At 73.8% G+C, this 16,982-nt stretch carries 20 protein-coding genes; 10 read left to right on the top strand and 10 right to left on the bottom strand.

Features of this window, described 5'->3' with window-relative positions:
• Positions 1-38: 38 nt before the first annotated feature.
• Entirely contained in the window at positions 39-1,556 is a 1,518-nt protein-coding gene (locus J3P38_RS15430) for a molybdopterin-dependent oxidoreductase (RefSeq protein WP_307807947.1), read from the bottom strand.
• A 36-nt stretch (positions 1,557-1,592) separates the two neighbouring features.
• On the opposite strand from J3P38_RS15430, the gene ispF reads away from it, so the two are divergent.
• Together ispF and J3P38_RS15420 are read left to right on the top strand one after the other, a co-directional pair.
• Positions 1,593-2,078, top strand: a complete 486-nt coding sequence (gene ispF, locus J3P38_RS15425) for a 2-C-methyl-D-erythritol 2,4-cyclodiphosphate synthase (RefSeq protein ID WP_307807946.1) — start codon at positions 1,593-1,595, stop codon at positions 2,076-2,078.
• Positions 2,079-2,090: 12 nt separating this feature from the next.
• Entirely contained in the window at positions 2,091-2,774 is a 684-nt protein-coding gene (locus tag J3P38_RS15420; RefSeq protein WP_210504292.1) for an IspD/TarI family cytidylyltransferase, read from the top strand.
• On the opposite strand, the gene J3P38_RS15415 is transcribed toward J3P38_RS15420, so the two are convergent.
• Complete coding sequence (locus J3P38_RS15415) at positions 2,755-3,336, bottom strand: 2-C-methyl-D-erythritol 4-phosphate cytidylyltransferase (protein WP_210439845.1); 582 nt, start codon at positions 3,334-3,336, stop codon at positions 2,755-2,757. The genes J3P38_RS15420 and J3P38_RS15415 overlap by 20 nt on opposite strands.
• Before the next feature lie 2 nt (positions 3,337-3,338).
• On the bottom strand, positions 3,339-3,824 hold the full coding sequence (locus J3P38_RS15410) for a CarD family transcriptional regulator (protein ID WP_210439844.1): 486 nt from the start codon (positions 3,822-3,824) through the stop codon (positions 3,339-3,341).
• Between the two features lie 157 nt (positions 3,825-3,981).
• Between J3P38_RS15410 and J3P38_RS15405 the strand changes: the two genes are divergently transcribed.
• Genes J3P38_RS15405 through J3P38_RS15395 form a run of 3 tightly spaced genes read left to right on the top strand, consistent with a single transcriptional unit; the run spans position 3,982 to position 5,915 of the window.
• Positions 3,982-4,680: a UbiA family prenyltransferase gene (locus J3P38_RS15405; protein ID WP_210439843.1), complete on the top strand. Its 699-nt coding sequence runs from the start codon at positions 3,982-3,984 to the stop codon at positions 4,678-4,680.
• A gap of 21 nt (positions 4,681-4,701) precedes the next feature.
• Positions 4,702-5,175 carry a hypothetical protein gene (locus J3P38_RS15400; protein ID WP_210439842.1) on the top strand — a complete coding sequence of 158 codons (474 nt, stop codon included), beginning with the start codon at positions 4,702-4,704 and terminating at the stop codon, positions 5,173-5,175.
• Positions 5,172-5,915 carry a phosphoglyceromutase gene (locus J3P38_RS15395; protein WP_210439841.1) on the top strand — a complete coding sequence of 248 codons (744 nt, stop codon included), beginning with the start codon at positions 5,172-5,174 and terminating at the stop codon, positions 5,913-5,915. Before J3P38_RS15400 ends, J3P38_RS15395 begins: the two co-directional genes overlap by 4 nt.
• Positions 5,916-5,972: 57 nt before the next feature.
• On the opposite strand, the gene phoU is transcribed toward J3P38_RS15395, so the two are convergent.
• Positions 5,973-6,632, bottom strand: a complete 660-nt coding sequence (gene phoU / locus J3P38_RS15390) for a phosphate signaling complex protein PhoU (RefSeq protein WP_210439840.1) — start codon at positions 6,630-6,632, stop codon at positions 5,973-5,975.
• Between the two features lie 111 nt (positions 6,633-6,743).
• On the opposite strand from phoU, the gene J3P38_RS15385 reads away from it, so the two are divergent.
• From J3P38_RS15385 to J3P38_RS15375, 3 genes are all read left to right on the top strand, one after another.
• The gene (locus J3P38_RS15385; RefSeq protein WP_374222620.1) at positions 6,744-7,985 is read left to right on the top strand and encodes a sensor histidine kinase; all 1,242 of its coding nucleotides are present in this window, start codon (positions 6,744-6,746) and stop codon (positions 7,983-7,985) included.
• Positions 7,986-8,052: 67 nt separating this feature from the next.
• On the top strand, positions 8,053-8,730 hold the full coding sequence (locus J3P38_RS15380) for a response regulator transcription factor (RefSeq protein WP_210439838.1): 678 nt from the start codon (positions 8,053-8,055) through the stop codon (positions 8,728-8,730).
• Between the two features lie 69 nt (positions 8,731-8,799).
• Positions 8,800-9,753 carry a DMT family transporter gene (locus J3P38_RS15375; RefSeq protein WP_307807945.1) on the top strand — a complete coding sequence of 318 codons (954 nt, stop codon included), beginning with the start codon at positions 8,800-8,802 and terminating at the stop codon, positions 9,751-9,753.
• Here the strand turns inward: J3P38_RS15375 and J3P38_RS15370 are convergent.
• From J3P38_RS15370 to J3P38_RS15360, 3 genes are all read right to left on the bottom strand, one after another.
• On the bottom strand, positions 9,740-10,255 hold the full coding sequence (locus J3P38_RS15370; RefSeq protein ID WP_210504290.1) for a type III secretion system chaperone family protein: 516 nt from the start codon (positions 10,253-10,255) through the stop codon (positions 9,740-9,742). The two genes, J3P38_RS15375 and J3P38_RS15370, sit on opposite strands and share 14 nt — an antisense overlap.
• On the bottom strand, positions 10,252-11,508 hold the full coding sequence (mshA, locus tag J3P38_RS15365; RefSeq protein WP_307807944.1) for a D-inositol-3-phosphate glycosyltransferase: 1,257 nt from the start codon (positions 11,506-11,508) through the stop codon (positions 10,252-10,254). Before mshA ends, J3P38_RS15370 begins: the two co-directional genes overlap by 4 nt.
• A gap of 143 nt (positions 11,509-11,651) precedes the next feature.
• Complete coding sequence (locus tag J3P38_RS15360; protein ID WP_210439836.1) at positions 11,652-12,536, bottom strand: ribonuclease HI family protein; 885 nt, start codon at positions 12,534-12,536, stop codon at positions 11,652-11,654.
• Between the two features lie 41 nt (positions 12,537-12,577).
• Between J3P38_RS15360 and J3P38_RS15355 the strand changes: the two genes are divergently transcribed.
• The gene (locus tag J3P38_RS15355; protein ID WP_210439835.1) at positions 12,578-13,330 is read left to right on the top strand and encodes an SDR family NAD(P)-dependent oxidoreductase; all 753 of its coding nucleotides are present in this window, start codon (positions 12,578-12,580) and stop codon (positions 13,328-13,330) included.
• Positions 13,331-13,350: 20 nt separating this feature from the next.
• Complete coding sequence (locus J3P38_RS15350) at positions 13,351-14,040, top strand: aspartate/glutamate racemase family protein (protein ID WP_210439834.1); 690 nt, start codon at positions 13,351-13,353, stop codon at positions 14,038-14,040.
• Here J3P38_RS15350 and J3P38_RS15345 read toward each other — a convergent pair.
• From J3P38_RS15345 to J3P38_RS15335, 3 genes are all read right to left on the bottom strand, one after another.
• The gene (locus J3P38_RS15345) at positions 14,037-14,909 is read right to left on the bottom strand and encodes a hypothetical protein (RefSeq protein ID WP_210439833.1); all 873 of its coding nucleotides are present in this window, start codon (positions 14,907-14,909) and stop codon (positions 14,037-14,039) included. The two genes, J3P38_RS15350 and J3P38_RS15345, sit on opposite strands and share 4 nt — an antisense overlap.
• Complete coding sequence (locus tag J3P38_RS15340; RefSeq protein WP_210504289.1) at positions 14,902-16,104, bottom strand: class I SAM-dependent methyltransferase; 1,203 nt, start codon at positions 16,102-16,104, stop codon at positions 14,902-14,904. Before J3P38_RS15340 ends, J3P38_RS15345 begins: the two co-directional genes overlap by 8 nt.
• A gap of 114 nt (positions 16,105-16,218) precedes the next feature.
• Complete coding sequence (locus tag J3P38_RS15335; protein WP_210439831.1) at positions 16,219-16,884, bottom strand: hypothetical protein; 666 nt, start codon at positions 16,882-16,884, stop codon at positions 16,219-16,221.
• Positions 16,885-16,982 lie beyond the last annotated feature (98 nt).

The following is a 16,982-nucleotide window of genomic DNA, read 5'->3' as shown; positions in this document are numbered from 1 at the left end:
CCTCACCCGGCCCACAAGGCTCCGCCGGCTCACCCGGCTCACCCGGCGCTGAAGCCGACGGTGTGCCACCCGGTGGCGCCGTCGGGGTCGGGCGCGCGCACGACGCTCGTCTGGGTCTCGCCGTCCTTGCCGACCGCGCGGACCCGGACCTCGTGGTCGCCCTCGTCCACGTCGAGGGTGAGCGCCCACTGGACCCAGGTGTCGACCGACGGCACCTGGCCGAGCTGGGCGGCCTGCCACTCCCCTCCGTCGAGCTGCACCTCCACGGACGCCACCCCGGTGTGCTGGTGCCACGCGACACCACCGAAGGAGACCGATCCCGCCGCGACCTCGTCGCCGGCGCGGGGGACGTCGATGCGGGAGGCGATCTTCACCGGCCCGAGGGCCGACCAGCCCTTGCCGGTCCAGTAGCCGGTCGACCGGGCGAAGGTGCTCACCTCCAGGTCGACCACCCACTTCGTGGCCGAGACGTAGCCGTAGAGGCCCGGCACGACGGTGCGGACCGGGAAGCCGTGCTCGATGGGCAGCGGCCGGCCGTTCATCGCCACCGCCAGCATCGCGTCGCGGTCGTCGGTCAGCACCTCGAGCGGGGTGACGCAGGTCCAGCCGTCGTGGGAGGTCTGGAGGACGCAGTCGGCCCCCGACGAGACGCCGAGTCCGGCGAGCAGGTCGGCGATCCGGACGCCGCTCCACCGGGCGTTGCCCACCAGCCCCCCGCCGACCTCGTTGCTCACGCAGCTGAGCGTGATCCACGACTCGGTGACCTGGCGTCGCACGAGGTCGGAGTAGGTCAGCGTCAGCTCGCGGTCGACCATCCCGTGGATGCGCAGCGACCACTCGTCCGGCTCGATCGTGGGCAGCGCGATGGCGGTGTCGATCCGGTAGAAGTCCGCGGTCGGGGTCTGCCACGGCGCGATGCCGGGCAGCCCCAGCGACGTCGCGGCGGGCGGCTCGCGCCGGGTGACGCCCGGGATGCGGAGCAGCCGCCGGCTCACCTCCACGTGCCGGCGACCCGCACCGACGAGGCGCCCCGCGACGGCGATGCCGACCGTCGCGACCGCCACGACGCCCGCGACCATCACGAAGACCCGGCGCTCGTGCGACTCCAGCTCCGGCCGGCGCCGGGCGCGGTCGAGCGCGTCGGTCAGCGCCGAGTGCAGCGTGATCCAGGTGACGAGGCCGACCGCGACGGGCAGTGCGTCGACGGGTCCCGCCCCGCGCTGCACCGTGACGGCGACCAGGCCGACGGCTGCGAGCACCAGCCACACCAGGATCGGCGGCCACCACGCGCGCCGGGCGAGCACACCGGCCCAGGCGAAGCAGGCGAGCAGCAGCACGAGCACCCCGGCGATCAGCACCGGCTTGTCGAGGTGGCCGAGCACCGCGATGGCGCGTTCGGCGACCGGGCCGGGGGTGAGCCTGATGACCAGCTCGGCGACCGCGACCACCGGGGACTCGCGGATGGTGAGCACCATCGCCGTCGCGTAGCTCGTCGCGAGCCCGGCGAGCCCGGCGAGGACTCCGGCGAGGGCCCACAGGGGACGGCGTGTGGTCACGGGCCCATTGTGACGGCCGTCGGGCATGATGCCGACGTGACCTCTCCCCTCCCCGTGCCGCGGATCGGTGTCGGCACCGACGTGCACCGCCTCGTCGCGGGCGTGCCCATGCACCTCGCCGGGCTGGCCTGGCCCGACGAGCCGGCCGGGCTCGAGGGCCACTCGGACGCCGACGTCGCGGCGCACGCCGCGTGCGACGCGCTCTTCTCGGCCGCCGGCCTGGGCGACCTGGGCACCCACTTCGGCACCGCCGAGCCCGAGTGGGCCGGCGCGTCCGGGGCCAGCCTGCTCGCGGAGACCGCCCGCCGGGTCCGCGCCGCGGGGTGGGAGATCGGCAACGTCGCCGTGCAGGTCATCGGCAACGTGCCGCGCCTCGGCGCTCGCCGTGACGAGGCCGCGACGGCCCTGTCGGCCGCGGTCGGCGCACCGGTGAGCGTCTCGGCCACGACGACCGACGGCCTCGGCCTCACCGGTCGCGGCGAGGGCGTGGCGGCGATCGCCACCGCCCTCGTCGTGCGCTGAGGAGGGCACGCCGTGTCGACCGCCGTCGTGATCCTGGCCGCCGGCTCCGGCAGCCGGGTCGGGGCCGGGCGCAACAAGGTGCTGCTGCCGCTGCGCGGCGTCCCCGTCCTGGTGTGGTCGCTGCGCGACGCGCTGGCGCTGCCGGACGTACGCCGGGTCCTGCTCGTGGTGCGGCCCGCGGACCGGTCGGCGGTGGAGTCGGCGGTGGCCCCCCACCTGGGGGACCGCGAGGTCCTCGTGGTCGACGGCGGGGCGACCCGCCACGCGTCGGAGTGGGCGGCGCTCCGGGTGCTCGCCGCGGACATCGACTCCGGCGAGGTCGACGTCGTGGTGGTCCACGACGGCGCCCGGCCCCTGGCCGGTCTCTCCCTCTGGCGGGCCGCGGCGGCAGCCGCGCTCCGCACGGGCGGCGCGGTCCCGGTCGTCCCGGCGACGCAGCTCCTGCACGCCGACCTCACGCCGGTCGCCGACGGCGTCGGGGCCGTCCAGACACCGCAGGCCTTCCGCGCCGGCGAGGTGCTCGCGGCCTACCGTGCGGCGGCGCGCGACGGCTTCGAGGGCACCGACACGTCCGCGTGCGTCGCGGCCTACCGCGACGTGGAGGTGGCCGCCGTGCCCGGCAGCGCCCTGAACCTCAAGGTCACGTTCCCCGAGGACGTGGCCCTCGCGGAGGAGCTCAGCCCAGCGGGCTCGTGAGGGCCTCGAGCAGCCGGACGTCGTCGGGGGACGCCACCCGTCGCCCCTCGGGCGGCGCCTCCACCGTGTCGACCGCGTGACCGGAGGCGGCGAGGTCCGCGACCGCTCGGGCGAGGTCGGACGAGGGGCGCCGTGGCACGGCTGCGAGGACCCGCGCCGGGACGACGAGCGGTGACGCCACCGCGAGCAGCCCGTCGCGGTCGAGGGTCTCGCCGAGCAGTCCCGCGGCCACCACCTTCACCGTGTCGGTGACGGGACGGACCCCGACCACGCACCGCCCGGTCCGTCGGGCCCGGTCGAGGCAGGCGGCGATGAAGGCGGGCGGGGTCATCGGGCACAGCGCGTCGTGCAGGACCAGGTCGGCGCCCGCGGCAGCCAGCTCGGACCACGGCACGCTCGCGTCGACCAGGTCCACCCCGGCCTCCCCCACCGCCCACGCGGCACAGGCCACCAGGGCCTCGCCGTGCACCAGCGAGTAGGGCAGGGCGCCGCGCTCCTCGTCCAGAACGAGACCGAGGCCCCGGGGAGCGTCGTCCCAGGGGCCTCGGTCGGCGTCGTCCACGCTCAGGAGGCGAGCACCTCGTCGAGCATGGCCTCGGCCTTGTCCTCGTTGGTCTTCTCGGCGAGCGCGAGCTCGGAGACCAGGATCTGACGTGCCTTGGCGAGCATCCGCTTCTCGCCGGCCGAGAGGCCGCGGTCCCGCTCGCGGCGCCACAGGTCGCGGACGACCTCCGACACCTTCATCACGTCGCCGGAGTGCAGCTTCTCGAGGTTCGCCTTGTAGCGACGCGACCAGTTGGTCGGCTCCTCGACGTGCGCCGCGCGGAGCACGTCGAAGACGCGGTCGAGGCCCTCGCGGTCGACGACGTCACGGACGCCGACGAGGTCGAGGTTGCAGGCCGGGACGCGCACGACGAGGTCCTGCTGTGCGACGATCCTGAGGACGAGGTACTGCCGGTCCTCTCCCTTGATCTTCCGCATCTCGATGTCCTCGATGACTGCGGCCCCGTGGTTGGGATAGACGACCGTTTCGCCGACGGTGAAAGTCATGTGTTCAGTTCCCCTTCCTAGGTGTCCATTCTAACACGGGTTCGAACCGGCTCCCGACGCGTTTGCGCAGGTCAGAGGGCACATCCGGGCTTGACAGATCGCATGTTCCTGTGGTGCGCGCCCCGCGCCGGCACGCCGCTGGTCCATACTTCGGCCCATGCCGACGACCCCGTCGCTGCTCCTCGTGAGGGCGGCGCACCCCCGCCAGGCGCTCGCGACCGCCGCTGTCCTCGCGGCCGCCGCGGCCGTGGCGGGCCGTCCTCCGCGCGAGGTCGCGCTGGTGGCGGCGACCGTCCTGGTGGGCCAGTCGCTGCTCGGATGGGCCGACGACCTCGCCGATCGTCGCCGCGACGCCCGCCGGCGCCCCGACAAGCCGCTCAGCGGCGACCGGCTGGACCCGGCGACGGTCTGGTTCGCGCTGACGTGCGCGGTGCTGCTCGTCGTGCCGCTCTCCGTCGCGCACGGCAGGCGCGCCGGAGCGACGTACCTGGCCCTCCTCGCCGTCTCGGCGATCGGCGACCGGCTGCTGCACGCCCGGCCGCTGTCGTTCGTGCCGTGGATGGTGAGCTTCGCGCTCTACCCGGCCTTCCTCGCCTACGGCGGGTGGGCCGGCGTCGGCGCCCCCACGCCGCCGACCGAGGTCATGGTCGCGCTCGCCGCCGTCCTCGGCGTCGCGGTGCACGTCCTGCTCGCCCTGCCGGGCCTGGTCCACGACCACGAGGAGGGCGAGCGGTCGCTGCCGATGCTGCTGGCCCTGCGCACGGGCACCCCTCGCCTGCTGCTGCTGGCCGGCGCGCTGACGGCCCTCGTGGTCGCCGCGATCCTGATCGCAGGGCGGACCGTCGGGCTGACCTGAGCCGACGCTAGGCTGTGCGCCATGCGACTTCGACCCCTCGCGACCGCCTGCGCGGTCCTCGCGCTCGCCGCGCCGCTGTCGTCGTGCGGCTTCGACTACGCCACCGATCGCGAGTACGACGTCAACAGCGCCGCCGAGAACCGTGAGGGCACCGTCGACGTCCTGTCCGCGGTCGTGGTCTCCGCGACCGAGGGGTCCGGCACCTTCATCGCGTCGCTGTCCAACAACGACGTCGACGACGAGCAGACCTTCACCGGCGTGTCCGGCGACGAGGGCGAGTCCATCGAGGCGGGCGAGTTCGAGCCCGTCGCCATCCCCGCCGGGGGTCTGGTCAACCTCGCCGAGTCCGAGACCGGGGTCGTGCTCACAGGCGACTTCGGTGCCGGCGAGTTCATCCCGCTGGCCGTCGACTTCGGCAACGGCGAGCGGGTCACGCTCGAGGTCCCCGTCGTCAGCAACGACTCCGGCTACTGGGAAGGCCTCGACGCCTCATGACGCACACCCTGGTCCTGCTCCGCCACGGCGAGAGCGAGTGGAACGCCAAGAACCTGTTCACCGGCTGGGTCGACGTGGCCCTCACCGAGAAGGGCGTGCGCGAGGCGGTCCGCGGCGGCGAGCTGATGCGCGAGGCCGACCTGCGCCCCGACGTGGTCCACACCTCGCTGCAGCGGCGCGCGATCAACACCGCGTGCCTGGCCCTCGACGCCGCCGACCGCCACTGGATCCCGGTGAAGCGCTCGTGGCGGCTCAACGAGCGCCACTACGGCGCCCTGCAGGGCAAGGACAAGAAGCAGACGCTCGAGCAGTACGGCGAGGAGCAGTTCATGCTCTGGCGCCGCTCCTTCGACGTCCCCCCGCCGCCGCTCGACGACAGCGACGAGTTCTCGCAGGCGGGCGACCCGCGCTACGCCGACCTCGGCGAGGAGATGCCCCGCACCGAGTGCCTGAAGGACGTCATCGCCCGGTTCCTCCCCTACTGGGAGTCCGAGATCGTCCCCGACCTCCGCTCCGGCCGGACGGTGCTGGTCGCCGCCCACGGCAACAGCCTGCGGGCCCTGGTGAAGCACCTCGACCAGATCAGCGACGAGGACATCGCCGGGCTCAACATCCCGACCGGCATGCCGCTGGTCTACCGCCTCGACGAGGACCTGCGCCCCACCGTCGCCGGCGGGGAGTACCTCGACCCGGAGGCCGCCGCCGCGGCCGCCGCGGCCGTCGCCAACCAGGGTCGCTGAGCCGCCGTCCCTCAGCCGGTCGCCGCGCGGGACGCGCGGCGGTGACGGGACGTCGGCTCAGGCGCGGGCCGGGCGGGTCGGCAGGTCGCCGGTGACGACGAACACGACCCGGTTGGCGACCGACACGGCGTGGTCGGCGATGCGCTCGTAGTAGCGGCCCAGCAGGGCGATGTCGACGGCCGCCTCGACCCCGTGCTCCCAGTCCTTGGACAGCAGCTCGGTGAAGCTGCGGCGGCGCAGCTGGTCCATGACCTCGTCGTCGCGGCCCAGCTCGATCGCTGCGTCGACGTCGCGGTCGATGATGATGCCGCGGACGCGGCGGACCATGTCCTCGGCCGTCTCGGCCATCCGCTCCATCGTCGGGCGCAGCTCGTCCGGCACCGCGACGGCAGGCACGCGGAGCCGGGCGATCTTGGCGACGTGGACCGAGAGGTCGCCCATCCGCTCGAGCTCGCTGACCATGCGGAGCGCGGAGACGATGATCCGCAGGTCGCCGGCGACGGGCTGCTGCAGGGAGAGCAGCGCGAAGGCGGTGTCCTCGACGCGCTCGCGCGCCGCGTCGATCACCTTGTCGTTGCTGATGACCTGGTCGGCGGTGTGGACGTCGCCGGTCATCAGGGCACGGGTGGCCTCGCGGACGGCGGTCTCGACCTGGCCGCAGATCTCGGACAGGTCGGCGAAGATGCCGTCGAGCTGGTCATGGAAAGCCTCACGCATGCCTCGACTGTAGGCACCCGAAGCGAACAGACGTGCGTGCCCGGTGAACGAGGGATGAACACTCCGTGCCGGGTGTCCAGCAGGGCTGGCCGCCGGTGCCCGATGCGTACGATGGTGAGCGTGGATCCGACGATGCAGGCCGGGTTGGCCGCGATCATCGGGGCCATCGTGGCCGGTGGTGCCGTGCTCGCGTGGCACATCAGCGACCGGCAGCGCCACACCCTTCCCACGGTCGAGGAGCCGGTCGTGCAGGCGGGCGTCGCCGCCGTGCTGAGCATCCTGCGCTCGAGCGCCGTCGTCGTCGACGAGTCCGACCGGGTCCTCAAGGCCTCGGCGCCGGCGTACGCCTTCGGCCTGGTGCGCGGCAACACCGTCGTGGTGCCCGAGCTGCTCGACCTCATCGCCCAGGTGCGCCGCGACGGGCAGATCCGCGAGGAGGACCTCGACATGCCCGCGGCCGACGGCGGCTTCACCCGCACGCTGACCGCGCGCGTGGCCCCGCTGGGCGCCCGCCTCGTGCTGGCGCTGGTCGAGGACCGCACGCGCGAGCGGCGCGTGGAGGCGGTGCGCCGCGACTTCGTGGCCAACGTCAGCCACGAGCTCAAGACGCCCGTTGGCGCGATGCGGCTGCTGGCGGAGGCCGTCACGGACGCCTCCGACGACCCCGAGGCCGTCCAGCGCTTCGCGAACCGGATGCTCACCGAGAGCGACCGCCTCACCAAGCTGGTGCAGCAGATCATCGAGCTGTCCCGGCTGCAGGGGCACGACCCGCTCGAGACGCCCGTCATGGTCGACCTCGACGCCGCCGTCGCGACCGCCGTCGACACCAGCGCCATGGAGGCGGCCGCCAAGCAGATCACCGTGGAGTCCTGCGGCGACCCCGGCCTGGAGGTCTTCGGCTCCCAGGAGCAGATCGGCGCCGCCATCAGCAACCTGGTCGCCAACGCCGTCGCCTACTCCAACGCGGGCTCCCGGGTCGTCGTGACCACCCGCGCCGAGGGCGAGCAGGTGCAGGTCTCGGTCGTCGACCAGGGCATCGGCATCCCTGCCGGCGACATCGACCGCATCTTCGAGCGGTTCTACCGCGTCGACCCCGCCCGGCACCGCAGCACCGGCGGGACCGGCCTCGGCCTGTCCATCGTCAAGCACGTCGCCGCCACGCACGGTGGCGACATCTCCGTCTGGTCGGTCGAGGGCCAGGGCTCGACCTTCACCCTCACCCTCCCCCGCAACTCCGAGCCCGGCCAGGGCTCGGGCCGCACCACGACCCCGGTCGAGGTCGTGGTGCCCGCCAGGCCCGTGACCGCCACCACCGAACCACCCCGCAGAGCACAGCAGGAGACCAGCACATGAGTACCCCACGATGTCCTTCGCCTCCCCCGCTGCGCTCCTGCACCGAACAACACCAGGGGGACCCCGCATGACCCGCGTACTCGTCGTCGAGGACGAAGAGAGCTACAGCGACGCCCTCGCGTACATGCTCCGCAAGGAGGGCTACGAGGTGGCGATCGCCGCCGACGGCACCACCGCGCTCACGGAGTTCGACCGCTTCGGCCCCGACATCGTCCTGCTCGACCTGATGCTGCCCGGCGTCCCGGGCACGGAGGTGTGCCGCCAGATCCGGCAGTCGTCCTCGGTGCCGGTGATCATGGTGAGCGCCAAGGACGACGAGGTCGACAAGGTGGTCGGCCTCGAGCTGGGGGCGGACGACTACGTCACCAAGCCGTACTCGCCCCGTGAGCTGGTCGCCCGCATCCGCGCGGTGCTGCGCCGGGGCCAGGAGCCCGAGCTCATGCCCGACACGCTCGAGGCAGGTCCGGTGCGGATGGACGTCGAGCGCCACGTCGTCACCGTCGACGGCTCCGAGCAGCGGCTGCCGCTCAAGGAGTTCGAGCTGCTGGAGATGTTCTTGCGCAACCCCGGACGGGTGCTGACCCGCGGCCAGCTCATCGACCGCGTCTGGGGCTCGGACTACGTCGGCGACACCAAGACCCTCGACGTCCACGTCAAGCGGCTGCGCGCCAAGCTCGAGCCCGACCCGAGCGAGCCGAAGTACCTCGTGACGGTCCGCGGGCTGGGCTACAAGCTCGACCTCTGAGGCGGTAAGTCACCGTTCGGCGTCCGAAATGCGCTGGCGGGCGGTCATGACCGTACCTAGCCTTGACTCGTGACTACCGCCAGCCAGACCACCCAGTCCGCTCCTGCCGCGCCCGCCTCCCCGGCACCGTGGCTGCCGGTCGCCGCCGGCGGGGTCACGCTGGTGATGTGGGCCTCGGCGTTCGTGGTGATCCGCCACGTGGCCCACGACGTGAGCCCGGGCGCGCTCGGCTCGGGTCGGCTGCTCGTGGCGGCCCTCGTCGTGCTGCCGCTCGTGCTGCGCCGCGGGTGGGTGCGTCCGACGCGACGTGAGTGGACGCTCCTCGCGCTCGGTGGCGTCGGCTGGTTCGGCGTCTACAACCTGACCCTCAACGCCGGCGAGCGGCACGTCGACGCAGGCACCGCGGCGATGATCATCCAGATCGGCCCCATCATCGTGGCGCTGCTCGCGGTCCCGCTCTTCGGCGAGCGGCTCCACGCCTGGCTCGTCGCCGGCATGGTCGTCGGCTTCGCGGGCGTCGCCGTCATCGCGCGCGGCTCGTCGACCCACGCGGACGCCAGCCTCCTCGGGGTCCTGCTGGTGCTCGTCGCCGCGGGGATGTACGCCGTGGGCGTGCTGACGCAGAAGGTGCTGCTGCGCCGGCTCCCGTCGGTGCAGGTGGTGTTCGTGTCGTTCCTGATGGGCGCGGTCACCTGCCTGCCGTTCTCCGCCGACCTGCCCGCGATCGTCGCCGACGGCGGCGCCGAGCTGTGGTGGATCGTCTACCTGGGCGTCTTCCCGACGGCGGTCGCGTTCACCACCTGGGCCTACGCGCTGACCCACACCGACGCCGGGGCCCTGTCCCTGACGACCTTCCTCGTCCCGCTGATCGCCACGGTGATCGCGTGGCTCACCATCGACGAGGTGCCGCCGTCGCTGTCCTTCGTCGGCGGCGCGCTCGCGATCGTCGGCGTGCTGATGACCCGTCGCAAGCCCCGGCCCGCGAGCCGGCCGGGCGGCCCGGCGGGAGTCAGTCCGCGGTAGGTCCGGCCTCGAGCCAGCCGCGGAACGCCTCGAGGTTGCGGGTGGACTCCCCGCGCGAGATCCGCCACTCCCACTCCTTGCGGATGGAGGAGGCGAAGCCGAGCTCGAGGATGGCGTTGAAGGACTCGTCGGCGTTGGCGAGGACGGAGCCGAGGACGCGGTCGAGCTCGTCGGCGTCGACCGACGCCAGCGGCAGCCGCGCCTCGAGGTAGATGTCGCCGTGCCGGTCCACCGCGAACGAGACGGCGTACATCCGCAGGTTGCGCTCGAGCAGCCAGCGGTGGACGCGCGCGTGGTTCTCGTCGGGGTTGCGGCACACGAAGGCGTGGACGCCGAGCGCGTGGGCGCCGACGTCGAGGCGCACCGGGACCTGGAGCTTGCGCTCGCCCGGCAGGCTCAGCGAGAAGGTCGCGCCCTCGACGCCCTCGCGGGTGGTCTCCTCGTGCTCGAGCCGGTTGTCCGCGAGGTACGCGCGGACCCGGTCGACGGCGGAGGCGCTCACGACGCCAGCTCGACGTGCATCCGACGGCTCGCGCGCTCGTACGCCGCCAGCGTGCGCGCGGCGGTGCGCTCCCAGCTGAACTCCTGCGCGTGCGCGACCGCGCCCCGGCCGAGCCGGTCCACCAGCGCCGGGTCGTCGACCAGGCGACGCAGCACGGCGGCCCAGTCGCGGGGCTCGTGGGTGTCGACGAGCAGGCCGCTGACGCCGTCGCGCACGACCGTGGTGAGACCGCCGACGGCCGCGGCCACCACGGGCGTGCCGGTGGCCTGCGCCTCGACGGCGACCAGGCCGAAGCTCTCGTTGTAGGACGGCACGGCGACGGCGGTGGCGGCCGACGACCAGACGGCCAGCTCGGCCTGGGTCACCGGGGGGACGAAGCGGACGACGTCGGCCACGCCGAGGTCGCCGGCGAGGTCGGCCAGCGCGCTCGGGTGCTCGAGGCCGGAGCCGGACGGACCGCCGACGACCGGGACGACGAGCCGGTGCCGCAGCGCCGGGTCCTGCTCGAGCAGCACCGCGACGCTGCGCAGCAGCACGTCGGGGCCCTTGAGCGGCTGGATCCGACCGGCGAACAGCAGGACCGCGGCGTCCTCGGGGAGGCCGAGCTCGCGGCGGGCCCGGGCACGGCCGCGCGGGGCGAACACGTCGAGGTCCACCCCCGGGTGGATCACCTCCACGGCGTCGCGGCGCGCGCCGTACAGCTCCACGAGCTGGGCGGCCTCGGTGTCGGTGTTGGCGACGAGGAGGTCGGCCGCCTCGACGACCTGCTCCTCGCCGATCACCCGCGAGAGCGGCTCGGGGGTGTCGCCGTCGGCGAGCGCCTCGTTCTTGACCTTCGCCATCGTGTGCATCGAGTGCACGAGCGGGACGTTCCAGCGGTCGCGCGCCAGCGCGCCGACCTGCCCGGAGAGCCAGTAGTGGGAGTGGACCGCGTCGTAGTGGCCCAGCGGCTGCATCGCCTCGGTGCGCAGCACCTCGCGCGCGAAGGTGCACAGCTGACCGGGGAGCTCGCTCTTGGCCAGTCCCTCGAAGGGTCCGGCCGCGACGTGGCGCACGAGCACGCCGTCGGCGGCCTCGACCACCTGCGGCAGCGCCGAGGAGGTCGCCCGGGTGAAGACGTCGACCGCGATGCCCTGCGCGGCGAGGCGCTTGGAGAGCTCGATGACGTAGACGTTCATCCCACCCGCGTCACCCGTGCCGGGCTGGTCCAGGGGTGAGGTGTGCAGGCTGATCATCGCCACCCGCTCGCCCACGCTGCCTCCTCTCCTGCCGTCTCGTGCACGTCCGGTACCCGGGAGCACCTCGGGCACAACGCCACGGGACGGCCGGCGAATTCCCGTGACCTTCGACGCACCCTCCCCCGGGGTGGTCCGCTGCCGTGCCCCGGCGGCGGGGGTCAGGGCTCGTCGGTCCCCTGGTGGAAGCGGGCCCGCCACTGCCCGCCCGTGCGCAGCCACAGGGAGCTGCGCAGGGTCGAGCGCTCGGCGGTGGACGTGCGCCACAGCAGCAGGATCGTGTCGGGGCCGAGGCGGTCGACCGAGACCACCTCGACGTCCACCGGCTCGATCGGGCCGATCGACTCGAGCACCTCGTCGCGGGTCCACAGCCGGCCCGAGCGGCCGATCTCCCGCCAGTCCGGGTGGAGCAGGGCGGCGACAGCGGCGGGGTCGGAGCGGAGCTCGTCGCCCAGCAGCGCCCGCTCCATCGCGACGACGTGCTCCTCGTCGGTCGGCACCGCCAGCTCCTCCGGATCGAGGCCGGAGAACAGGTCCTCCTCCACCTCGACCTGCCCGACCGTCGCCGCCGGGTGGGCCGTCAGGCTGTGGGGCATGCCCGGTCCCGGGTCGGGCACGCGTCCGTCGCGGAAGGCCACGGCCGCCGCGTTGGCCAGCCGGTCGGCGGCCTCGTTGAGCGCGTGCCCGGCGTGGCCCTTGACCCAGACGAAGTCGACCTGCCGGCCCTGCATCGCGGCGTCGAGCCCCTTGACCAGCTCGACGTTCATCACCGGCTTGCCGTCGCCCTTGCGCCAGCCGCGGCGCTTCCACCCCGCCATCCACTTGGTGACGGTGTTGATGACGTAGGTGCTGTCGCAGTAGACGCGCAGCTCCTCGTCGAGGTGGGCGGTCTGCTGGAGGAGGTCGAGCACCGCCATCAGCTCGCCCATGTTGTTGGTGCCGTGCGGCCAGCCGCCGGCGGCCCAGCAGTCGTCGTCGACGTACCACGCCCAGCCGGCCGGGCCGGGGTTGCCGAGTGCCGAACCGTCGGCCGCCGCGATGATCACCCCGACATCCTGTCAGCAGGGGATCTTGGGAGGATGACCCCATGACCCAGGACAGCACCCAGCCACGCACCGCCGTCGTCACCGGCGCCTCCAGCGGCATCGGCGCCGCGACCGCCCGGGCCCTGGCCGCGCAGGGGTTCCGCGTCGTGTGCGCGGCCCGCCGCACCGACCGCATCGAGGACCTCGCCGCCGAGATCGGTGGCGAGGCGGTCACCTGCGACATCACCGACCAGGCGTCGGTCGACGCGCTCGCCGCGGCCGTGACGACGTGCCACGTCCTGGTCAACAACGCGGGCGGGGCCGTCGGCGTGGACCGCGTCGACGAGGCCGACCTCGACGCGTGGCGCTGGATGTACGACGTCAACGTGCTGGGCCTGGTCCGGGTGACCAAGGCGCTGCTGCCGGCGCTGCGGGCCAGTGGCGACGGCGTGATCGTCAACGTCGGCTCGACCGCCGGGCGCTGGGCCTACGAGGGCGGCGCCGGCTACACCGCCGCCAAGCACGGCGTGAAGGTCGTGACCGAGACGCTGCGCCTCGAGCTCAACGGCGAGCCGATCCGCATCTGCGAGGTCGCGCCCGGCATGGTGCAGACCGAGGAGTTCTCGCTCGTGCGCTTCGGCGGCGACCAGGAGAAGGCCGCCGCGGTGTACGCCGGCGTGGACCAGCCGCTGCTCGCCGAGGACGTCGCCGACGCGATCGCCTGGGTCGCCACCCGCCCCTCCCACGTGGACGTCGACGAGCTGGTGATCAAGCCCCGCGCCCAGGCAGCGGCGCACAAGGTGCACCGGTCCTGAGGGATGAGAGACTGCCGCGCGTGAAGACCATCGGACTCGTCGGCGGCATGAGCTGGGAGAGCAGCGCGGTCTACTACCGCGACCTCAACCTCGGGATGCAGCAGCGCCTCGGCGGGCTCTCCTCCCCGAAGCTGGCGCTGACGACGGTCGACTTCGCCGAGGTCACCGACCTCGAGGACGACGAGCGCTGGGACCAGGTCGGCGTGCTGCTCGCGGACGCCGCCCGGGGCGTCGAGCGCGCGGGTGCGGACTTCCTCCTGCTCTGCACGACGACGTTCCACAAGGTCGCCGACCAGGTGCAGGAGGCGGTGGGCATCCCGCTGCTGCACCTGGGCGACGTCGTGGCGGACGCGGTGCGGGCCGCGGGCGTGCAGACCGTCGGGCTCGTCGGCACCAAGGTGGCGATGTCGGAGTCGTTCTTCGTCGACCGGCTGCGGGCCCACGGCCTGTCCGTGGTCGTCCCCGACGCCACCCACCACGACTTGCTCAACGACGCGATCTACGAGGAGCTCGTCCACGGCGTCGCGCTGCCGCGCACCCGGAGCCGCGTCGTCTCGATCATCGAGGAGCTCTGGGACGCCGGCGCCGGCGGCGTGCTGCTCGGGTGCACCGAGCTCGAGCTGCTGGTCAAGCAGGCCGACGTGGAGCTGCCCGTCTTCCCGTGCACGACGCTGCACGTGCAGGCCGCCCTGGACGCCGCGCTCGCCTAGAGCGGCAGGCCGTACGCCGTCGCGAGGCAGCGCAGGGCCGTCCAGGCCGGTGACCGCAGGTCCGTGCGGCCGGCAGCTGCCGGCAGGTCCACCCGCAGCACCTCCGTACGGGCGCCCTCGGTGCTGACGAGCAGCCCCCGACCCGCCAGCGCGAGGCCCTCGCCCTGCTCCTGGCCGGGCAGCGGCCAGGACCCGACGGGCTGCCAGGACGGGAACGCCGTGAGGTGGGCGGCCGTGTAGGTGCGCATCACCACGCCGCCACCGCCGGGCAGGAACGTCGCGTCGGTGACCATGCCGGGAGCCTCGCCGACCCGGGTCAGCGGGTTGGGCCGCCCGGACCGCAACCGGGTGGGGGCGGCGTACACCGAGCCGGCGAACACGCCCTTGGTGACGACGAACAGCCGCCCGGTCAGCGGGTGGCTCAGCAGCGCCTCCGCGTCGTGGGCGCCGTCGGGGTAGACCAGCTCGTAGCCCTCGGGCACAGCGCTGGCGTCGCCGCGCCCGACCGGCACGCGCAGCACCACCACCGCGTCGCGCGCGCGCCTGTTGTCGCCGATGTCACCGACCCACACGTGGCCCCGGCCGGCGGGAGCGAGGGCCTCGGCGTCCTCGGGGGCGGTCGGCCACGAGGTCACGCCGACGGTGTCGCCCGTGGTGGCGTCGACGGCGAAGACCCGGCCGGAGTCGCCGGAGTCGTTGGTGGTGACGACGAGGTCGTCCACCACCACCAGCCCGCTCGACTCGACGATCTCGGCGTCGGTGAACCGGAACGCCGGACGGTCCACCGGTCCGGGCGCGCCGGTGGCCGCTCCGAGCAGGAAGGGCACGACCACGCAGGTCGCGAGGACGACGCGTCGGGGGTCAGGCACGGTCGAGCAGCTCGCCGAGCCGCGGCCGCACGCCCCACGTCGCGAGCAGGTCGTCGTACTCCCGCGCGGCGTCGGCGCCGGGTGCGCCGGTGCGCACGGCGCGGATGAGCGTGTTGCGCGGCGTGTGGGCGCTCTCGACGAACTCCACGACGTCGACCCGGTAGCCCTCGCGCCGCAGCAGCGAGGCGCGGAGCGCGTCGGTGAGGGTGTCGGCGAACCGCTCGCGGAGGATCCCGTGGCGGGTGAGCATCGCGTACGGTTCGGGCGCCTCGGCCGTGCGGAGCTGGGCGGCGATGTCGTGGTGGCAGCACGGGGCGGCGAGCACGAGCGACGCGCCCCACCCCACGGCGCGGTCGAGCGCGTCGTCGGTGGCGGTGTCGCAGGCGTGCAGCGCCAGCACCACGTCGGGCGCCCGGTCGAGCTGCGCGTCCGCGATCGAACCGACGACGAAGTCGGCGTCGATGCCCAGCGAGGCGGCGACCCGGGAGTTGTGGTCGGCCGACTGCTGCTTGACGTCGACCCCGGTCATCCGCACCGGGAGGCGCCTGCTCAGGAACGCGTGCGCGGCGAAGGTCAGGTAGGCGTTGCCGCACCCGAGGTCGACGATCCGCAGGGGATCGCCGGCGTCCGGCGTGCGGACCTGCCCCTGGGCGATCGCCTCGCCCAGGCTGGCGTCCAGCAGCCGCAGGAACTCCTCGACCTGCCGGTACTTGGCCTGGCGGGTCGGCTTCACCCGACCGTGGGCGTCGCTGATGCCGAGGGCCACCAGCACCGGGTCGTCCTCGGGCAGGAGCCGGTCCTTGGCGCGGTCGTGCTCGCGGGAGACCTCGACGGTCCCGGCGCGACCGGAGGTGTGCAGCAGCGGCACGCCCTTCTTGGTCACCCGCAGCTGCAGCGTCTCCGCGGTCGTGTCGACGTGCCAGTTGGCGAACGGCTGCGCGAGCAGCGCGTCGACCGCCGCCTCGGCATCCTCGCCGAGGCGGTGGTTGGTCGTGTGGGCCTGCGTGGCGTCGTAGGACACCACCTGCAGGTGGCGCCCCGCCTTGAGGTCGACCACCCGGAGCTCGACGCGCCGCACCTCGCGGCCGCCGACGACCGGCGCGGGCCGGCCCTTCCGACGCCCGGTGGCCAGTGCACGCACGAGTCCGTCGGCGTCGAGGACCGACGACCGCAAGCGGTCCAGCTCGTCGCCCACCTCACCGCCCGAAGCGCCTCGGCTGCTCACAGCACCGCGGCGAGGACGACGACGAGGATCAGCGCCCCGAGGGCCACCGGGATCACGAGGCGTCGGTGGCGGGGGTTCATGTCCTCATCCTAGGACCGGTCGCCAGGGCGCCCGATTCCTCGTCGTGCGCTCCCACGGCGGCCGCGTCCCGAGCGCCCAGAACCGCAGCGCGGCCCCGCCGGCTCCCGTCGGCAGCAGGCGGCCGCGCCAGTCGTCGTACCACTCGCCGGGTGCCCGCAGGTCGAAGCGCGTCAGGAGGGGCGACAGGGTGCGGTGGTCCGCCCCCTCGACCTCGGCCCCTGCCCATTCGGCGCCCGCGATGTCGGCCCCGGCCACGACGACGCCGCTCAACGTCACCAGCAGGCCGACGGGCGGCAGCCCGGCCTCCACGACGCCGCGGCACAGTGCGCGCCAGGTCGGGGACATGCGCCACCCGTCGGCCAGTCGGTCGAGCTGGTGCTGCTCCGTCGCGCCGTACGCCACACGCGCGTTGCCGACCCTCACGACGACGAGGTTGCGGTCGGGCACCGGCAGCGGGGCCTGCTCGCGACAGCGGGCGACGAACGCGTCGACGGCGTCGCGGTGGTGGAACGCCGCCAGGCTGGTGCGCCGGGGACGACCGAGCACTCCGGCCACGAGGAGCCGGCGCGCTGTCTCCGGGTGGATGCCCAGGTCCTCGTGCAGCACCTGGGCGGCGGCGCGCTGCGTCAGCCAGTCGTGGGGATCGAACGGGTCGCAGACCTCGGGCACACCGTCGACGCTACGGGCGGGCGCGCGCACCCGGAGCGTCCTCCACAGGCCGGCTCCGCCGCCCCGACGCACCGACGCACCGACGTCGCGCAGTCGGT

Source organism: Nocardioides xinjiangensis (genome assembly GCF_017916455.1).
Classification (GTDB): domain Bacteria; phylum Actinomycetota; class Actinomycetes; order Propionibacteriales; family Nocardioidaceae; genus Nocardioides; species Nocardioides xinjiangensis.
The sequence above is the reverse complement of the archived record's forward strand: the minus strand, read 5'-3'. Positions and strand labels throughout refer to the sequence as shown.